Here is a 6,956-nt window from a genome sequence, read left to right as displayed (position 1 = left end):
TTGTCCTCGCCCTCCCACAGGTGCATCAGGGCCCCGAAGATGCCCAAAGCCATGGAGACCACGTTGAACTGCCACTTGAAATAGCGGAAGAACATGTGGTTGAACTGGTACATGAAGTCGGCCTTACGCTGGAAGAAATTGAACGGCTCGTACTGCTTGCGCTGCAGCACGTACATCAGGGACTCCCAGTCCCGGGGGGCGCACTCGTTGATCCCCGGATTGAGGTTGGACCGCACCAGCAGATAGGCGTTGATGGTCAGGGCCAGAAAGAACAGCACGCCTCCGATCAGCCAGATCTTCCAGTCCATCAGGGCCTTCCAGTCTATCAGCAGGATGAAGATCAGGATCGGCAGGGCCGCCAGCAGGGTGGCCATGTGGCTGGCCCAGCCCAGTCCAAACAGAAAGGCCAAAAGCAGGATCACCTTGCGGTTGCCCACCTGCCCCATGTTGTCCCGCCAGCGCATGGCCAGCCAGACCGTCAGGGTCAGGGTGAACATGGCCAGACCGTAAACCTCGGCTTCGACAGAATTATCCCACCAGGTGGGGGCGAAAGCCAGAAAAATGGCGCCCACCGCACCGCTTAAATGAAGCATCAGCCGTTCCAGATCGTCCTTGGGCTCGCCCCGCCACAAGACGATCAGCTTGACCGTCAAAAGATAGACGAAGGCCACCGTGGCGGCCGAGAACAGCGGCGAGAGCAGGTTGATCCGGGCCGCGATCTCCGGCAGGAACTGGAACATCAGGATGGTGGTCCGTCCGATCACCGCGTAGAGGGGATATCCCGGGGGATGGGGGATGCCCAGGATGTTGGAGATGGCGATGAACTCCCCGCAGTCCCAGAACGAGGTGGTGGCGGCCATGGTCTTGACGTATATGATGAAAGCCGTCAAAAACACGCCCAGCCCGGTTAGCAGCCTGATCTTGGTTTCCTTTTGCATTTAACTGATGCTCCTTGCTGTAATTGTGTCCGTATTATTTTATTTTTGCTGTTTTATTTTTGAGTTTTCCGGTCAGGTCCCCTGGTAGCTCTGGGCCGGCTGCTCGGGAACGGCCTCCACCTTGGCATGCAGGGACCGGGTCAGCGCCTTTTTAAGCTCGGCGGCATCGGCTAATTTTACCAGCCGGCCGTAGCGGCACAGCGAGATGGCCTGGTTCTCCTCCGACACCACCACCGCCACCGCATCGGTCTCCAGGGTCAGGCCGTGGGCCGCCCGGTGCCGCATCCCGTAGCTGGCGGTTATCTCCGGATCCTGGGACACCGGGAGGGTACAGCCGGCCGAGATGATCATGTCGCCCCGGATGATCACCGCCCCGTCGTGCAGGGGCCCCCCGGGGACGAACAGGGACATCAGCAGGGGCTCGGAGACCTTGGCCCCGATCTCGGTGCCGGTGTCGCTGAAATTCTTAAGCCCGTCGTTCTTCTCGAAGACGATGATGGCCCCGAAACCGCGCTGGGAAAGGGTCTTGCAGGCCCGGGCCACTTCGTCAATGGCCTTGGCCTCGCCCTTGAGGAAGATACCCAGAAAGCGGTTGCGCCCCAGCTGGGTCAGGGCGTTGCGGATCTCGGGCTGGAACAGGATGACGAAGGCCACCACCCACAGGGACTTCAATGAGTCCATGAACCAGCCGGTGCCGGGCAGGCTGTACAGCTGGGCCGCTATCCCGATCACCACCAGCACCATCACCCCGAACAGCATCTGTATGGCCCGGGTTCCCTTCATCAGGTGGAATATCCGGAAGATGATGTAGGATACCAGCAGGATGTCCAGGATGTCCAAAGGCCGCACCGTCAGGAATGACAGGGCCCCCGGCAAATGGTAGGTGAAATTAAATCTTTCGATCATATATTCTTTACGGCTTGATAGACGATAAGGGCCTGGACTGTTTCTTTTACATCGTGGCAGCGGATCACCGAAGCCCCGTTCTGAACGGCCAGCAGGGCGGCCGCCAGGCTGCCGGGCTGGCGCTGATCAGCCGGAATGTCATGGTTAAGTTTGCCGATGAATGATTTGCGGGAAACGCCCACCACCAGAGGGCAATTGAATCCCTTGAAATATTCCAGGTTCTTGATCAAGCTCAGGTTGTGTTCCACGGTCTTGCCGAAACCGATCCCCGGATCAAGGGCTATTGCTTCGAGCATTATCCCGGCTTCCGCCGCGGTCTTTATTGAGGATTTAAGATAGGACCCCACCTCGGCCAGCAGATCATCATACTTCGGGCCTGACTGCATGTTCTCCGGCGTGCCTTTGATGTGCATCAGCACCAGGCCTGCCTTGGCGGCGGATACGGTGCGGGCCATTTCGGGATCAAAGTTGAGTCCGGAGATGTCGTTGACTATGGAGGCCCCGGCCTCCAGCGCCGCTTTGGCCACCCGGGATTTGTAGGTGTCTATCGAGACCGGCAGTTTCAATTTCGCCGCCAGTTGTTCTATGACCGGCAGCACCCTCTGCAGTTCCTCGTCCAAAGAGATCTTTTGGGCCCCCGGCCGGGTGGACTCCCCGCCGATGTCTATGATGTCGGCGCCCTCTTCGGCCATCCGCAGACCCTGTTCCACCGCGGTCTTGGGATCAAGATATCTGCCGCCGTCGGAGAAGGAATCCGGCGTGACGTTGAGGATGCCCATCACCAGGGGCTTGTGACTTACGTCAAGTTTGTATTTGCCGCACTGCCAGATCATCTATTGTCTGCCAATCTGCAAGCATAAAGCTTATAGCCTTAAGCTTTATGTTTTAGGTTTTTTCGTGATTTTTAGTGGGCAGTTTATCCCCGCCCCTTGATCAGCGACAGCGCCTCCAGCCTGGTGGACTCCCGCTTCATGCCGCCCCGGATGGCCGAGGTGACCACTGAAGATCCTGGCTTCTTCACCCCCCGCATGGTCAGGCACAGATGCTCCGCTTCCACCACGACCAATACGCCCAATGGTTTCAGTTTCTTCATCAGCAGATCGGCGATGTCCGCGGCCAGCCGCTCCTGCAGCTGCAGCCTCTTGGACATGACCTCCACCACCTTCACCAGACTGGAGAACCCGGTGATCTTGTTGTTGCGAGGAATGTAGGCGATGTGGACCCGGCCGAAGAACGGCAGCAGGTGGTGTTCGCAGAGCGAATGGAAGGTGATGTCCTTGACCAGGATCATCTCGTCCTCGTTCTTGGCGGTGTAGACCTTCAGCTCGTCGATGGGATCGGCCGACATGCCCGACAGAACCTCCTCGTACATCCGGGCCACCCGGCAGGGCGTGTCCAGCAGGCCCTCCCGCCGGGGGTCTTCGCCGATGGCCAGCAGCAGGTCTTTGACCGCCTGTTCTATCTTCGGCCCGTCGGGGGCCTTGATCTTAACTTTGGGCTTTGCCATTCTGCTTCTTCTCTTCCCCGTTCTTGTCGTTGGTCTTTGTCTCCCGGGCCGGCAGGGTCTGGCCCTTGATGATCAGCTCCACCTGCTCGCCGTCCAGGCATTCCCTCTCCAGCAGGGCGGCGGCCAGGTTCTCCAGGATGTTCCGGTTGTCCTTGAGCAGTTTGGAGGCCTTTTGGTTGGCGCCGTCCACCAGGGTCCGGATCTCGGAGTCTATCAGTTCTGAGGTGTGCTCGGAATAGTTCTTGATGTGGCCGAAGTCCCGGCCCAAAAATATCTCCTCGTCCTTCTTGCCGAAGGTCACCGGGCCCAGCTTGGAGCTCATGCCCCATTCGCAGACCATTTTGCGGGAGAGCTGGGTGGCCTGCTCGATGTCGTTGCCCGATCCGGTGGAAAGGTCCTTGAATATCAGCATCTCGGCCGCCCGGCCGCCCAGCATGATGGCCATCCGGTTAAGGCACCAGGTCCGGGAGTAGTTGTGCTTTTCGTCGGTGGGCAGGGAGACGGTGACCCCCATGGCCCGTCCCCGGGGGATGATGGTCACCTTGTGGATGGGGTCGGTGTCCTTGGTCAGCCGGCTGACCAAGGTGTGCCCGGCCTCGTGGTAGGCGGTCATCTTCTTCTCGTCGTCGGTGATCACCATGCTCTTGCGCTCGGCCCCCATCAGCACCTTGTCCTTGGCCTCCTCCATGTCCTGCATGTAGACCTTGTCGTGGTTCTTGCGGGCCGCCAGCAGGGCGGCCTCGTTGACCATGTTGGCGATGTCGGCCCCGGAAAATCCCGGGGTGCCCCGGGCCAGTATCTTCAGGTCCACGTCAGCAGCCAAAGGCTTGTTCTTGGTATGGACCTTCAGTATCCCCTCCCGGCCCACCACGTCCGGCCGGTCCACCACTATCACCCGGTCAAAACGCCCCGGCCGCATCAGGGCCGGATCCAGCACATCGGGGCGGTTGGTGGCCGCCAGAATAATCACCCCCTCGTTGCCGGCAAAACCGTCCATCTCCACCAGCAGGGCGTTCAGGGTCTGCTCCCGCTCGTCGTGGCCCCCGCCCATCCCGGCTCCCCGGTGGCGGCCCACCGCGTCTATCTCGTCGATGAAGATGATGCAGGGGGCGCTGCGCTTGCCCTGCTCGAACAGGTCCCGCACCCGGGCCGCACCGACTCCCACAAACATCTCCACAAAATCGGAACCGGAGATGGAGAAGAACGGCACCCCGGCCTCCCCCGCCACCGCCCGGGCCAGCAGGGTCTTGCCGGTTCCCGGCGAGCCTAAAAGCAGGGCCCCCTTGGGTATTTTGCCGCCCAGCTTGGTGAATTTTTTCGGCTCTTTTAAGAAGTCTATGATCTCCCTCAGGTCGGTCTTGGCCTCGTCGGCCCCGGCCACGTCGCTGAAGGTGACCTTGATCCGGTCCTGGGAAAGCTTGGCCTTGCTTTTGCCAAAGGAGAACACCCCCTTCTGTCCGCCCTGCATCTGGCGCATGAACAGGAACCACAGCACGCCCAGCACTATCAGAAAACCGTAGTTCATCAGAAAGGCCACCAGGCCGCTGGGCTCGGTGGACAGGGCCTTGATCCTGACGCCCCGGGCCTCCAGCTCGGCTATCAGGTTCGGGTCCTCGATCGGCAGAAAGGTCTTGAACTTGGGGTATTCCAGCCTGACCCCGGCCTTGACCTCCATCTTGGGGGACTTGAAATCTCCCTTGACCTCCCGCCCGGTGAAGATCACCTGGGTGATGTTCCCGGCGTTTAGCTCCTCCCGGAACTGGCTGTAGATGATGTCCATCTGCCGGTCCCTGGGCTTGGAGAACAGGTTGTACAGCGATATGGCCAGCATCACCAGTATCACCCAGATCAGCACCGACCGGATGCCTTCGTTAAAACCCTTGGGGCCGGTGAGCCTCTTAAGTCCCTTGCCGCCTTTATTCCCTTCCGCCATTATTCCTCCTCAATCCAGCTTATGTAAGGCAGGTTGCGATGGAGCTGATTGTGATCCAGCCCGTAACCCACCACGAATTTATCGGGTATGTTAAACCCCTTGTATTTTACCGGCACCGGCATCCGCCGCCGGTCCTTCTTTTCCAGCAGGGTGCAGACCTCGATGGAAGCGGGGCGCCGGGTCCTTAAGTTCTTTAAAAGATAGGACAGGGTCAGTCCGCTGTCCACGATGTCCTCCAGCAAAAGCACATGCCGTCCCCGGATGCCGGTGGAGAGGTCATGGTTGAGCCGCACTACGCCGGATGTCCTGGTGCTGCCCTTGTAGCTGGCCACTGCTATGAAATCCACCTCCACCGGGATCGAGATCTCCCGCACCAGGTCGGCCATGAATACGAACGATCCCCGGAGCACGCCCACCAGGATCAGGTCCTTTCCCTTATAGTCGGATGAGATCTTCCGGGCCATCTGCTTCACTTTGGATTGGATCCGGGCCTTGGAGATCAGCACCCTGCTGGTCTTCAGTTCTTTATTCACTACTATCACTACCTTGGCAATTTTTATAAGGAAACCAGGAAGCCCGGAATTTATCGTCTTTCAATAGATTTTTTGTTGTCACCGTTCTCCTTGGTATTTTTAGAAAACATAAAACCCAAAGTTTTCCTGCCCTCCTGGATTCCTTATAGTTTCCGTTATTTTATGGTTAGAAACTCCAGGCATAGCACCTTTTTGGTTCTTACCGTGACGGGGTATGCATCAGACCTCCTGATACCGCAGAGCCAGACCACGGTTTTTCCCCGGCGGATCAGCGGCCAGCCCGCCCTTTGGGCCTGGGGAACCCTGGCCTCTATGAAAATGTCCTTGATCTTCTTGTCCGACCTCTGTCCGAAGAGTATCATCCGGTCCCCGTCCTTTTTGCCCGCGATCTGCAGAGGACCCCCGTCCATTATGGCAGCGTCGAAGCAGGCCAGATCCGGCGGGCATTTATTGATATTCCGGACATCCCGCTTTTCGGCCAGCCGGGCTTTTATGGAATATGCTCCGGCCCTGGTGGTTCCCGGTATCTTCAGCGCCCCGGCTTTAAGCCCCGGAATCTGATTTTTGTTTTCTGCCTTTGCCGCAATAGCGGCACCCCGCTTCAGCGGTGGTGTTTTTCTTACAGTCAGCACCGCCCGGCCGTATGTTTTCTCGATCCAGATATCGCCGGACAAATTGACCTTGGCCCCCGTCCGTCCCGTGTAAATCAGTTCCAGGGCAGTGGAGATATGCAAAAGATCCGGCACCGCCCCCCTGCCTAAAAGCAGCTCCGAACAGTGTCGTAATATATTATGCTGTAACCCTTTATTATATAACTTAAATTTTGATAAATCAATAGCTATTTTGGATTTATCGCATTTTGTACACGAGCAAAAAGCCTTTTCAACCTGTTCATTTATGATCTCCAGATCGTGCTCCACATTCCCCGCCAGCTGGGACAAAGCCTTCTTCACTTGGGGATTATAATTTTCCAGCAGGGGCATCAACTGGTGGCGGACCCGGTTGCGGAAGAACTTTGGGGAACTGTTGGAAGCATCCCTGCGCCCGGCCAGTTTGTGCTGTTTAAGGTAGGTTTCAATCCTCTCCCGGCTGCAGCCCAAAAGAGGCCTGATATACCGGCCGTTGATCAAGGGGATCCC

At 58.1% G+C, this 6,956-nt stretch carries 7 protein-coding genes; all 7 read right to left on the bottom strand.

Annotated elements, in window-relative coordinates:
• Positions 1-938 (bottom strand): DUF2723 domain-containing protein (locus Q7U71_04090; GenBank protein MDO9390936.1); only part of this gene is annotated, 938 nt, incomplete at its 3' end.
• A 72-nt stretch (positions 939-1,010) separates the two neighbouring features.
• On the bottom strand, positions 1,011-1,844 hold the full coding sequence (gene cdaA, locus Q7U71_04085) for a diadenylate cyclase CdaA (GenBank protein ID MDO9390935.1): 834 nt from the start codon (positions 1,842-1,844) through the stop codon (positions 1,011-1,013).
• On the bottom strand, positions 1,841-2,677 hold the full coding sequence (gene folP / locus Q7U71_04080; protein MDO9390934.1) for a dihydropteroate synthase: 837 nt from the start codon (positions 2,675-2,677) through the stop codon (positions 1,841-1,843). Before folP ends, cdaA begins: the two co-directional genes overlap by 4 nt.
• Positions 2,678-2,760: 83 nt before the next feature.
• Positions 2,761-3,351, bottom strand: coding sequence for a GTP cyclohydrolase I FolE (gene folE, locus Q7U71_04075; GenBank protein ID MDO9390933.1), 591 nt, complete (start codon positions 3,349-3,351; stop codon positions 2,761-2,763).
• Positions 3,332-5,284, bottom strand: a complete 1,953-nt coding sequence (ftsH, locus tag Q7U71_04070; protein MDO9390932.1) for an ATP-dependent zinc metalloprotease FtsH — start codon at positions 5,282-5,284, stop codon at positions 3,332-3,334. Before ftsH ends, folE begins: the two co-directional genes overlap by 20 nt.
• Positions 5,284-5,817, bottom strand: a complete 534-nt coding sequence (gene hpt / locus Q7U71_04065) for a hypoxanthine phosphoribosyltransferase (protein MDO9390931.1) — start codon at positions 5,815-5,817, stop codon at positions 5,284-5,286. Before hpt ends, ftsH begins: the two co-directional genes overlap by 1 nt.
• Positions 5,818-5,972: 155 nt before the next feature.
• Positions 5,973-6,956: tRNA lysidine(34) synthetase TilS (gene tilS / locus Q7U71_04060; GenBank protein MDO9390930.1), on the bottom strand; the 984-nt coding region annotated here is incomplete at its 5' end.

Source organism: bacterium, assembly GCA_030655055.1.
Classification (GTDB): domain Bacteria; phylum Edwardsbacteria; class AC1; order AC1; family EtOH8; genus UBA5202.
The sequence above is the reverse complement of the archived record's forward strand: the minus strand, read 5'-3'. Positions and strand labels throughout refer to the sequence as shown.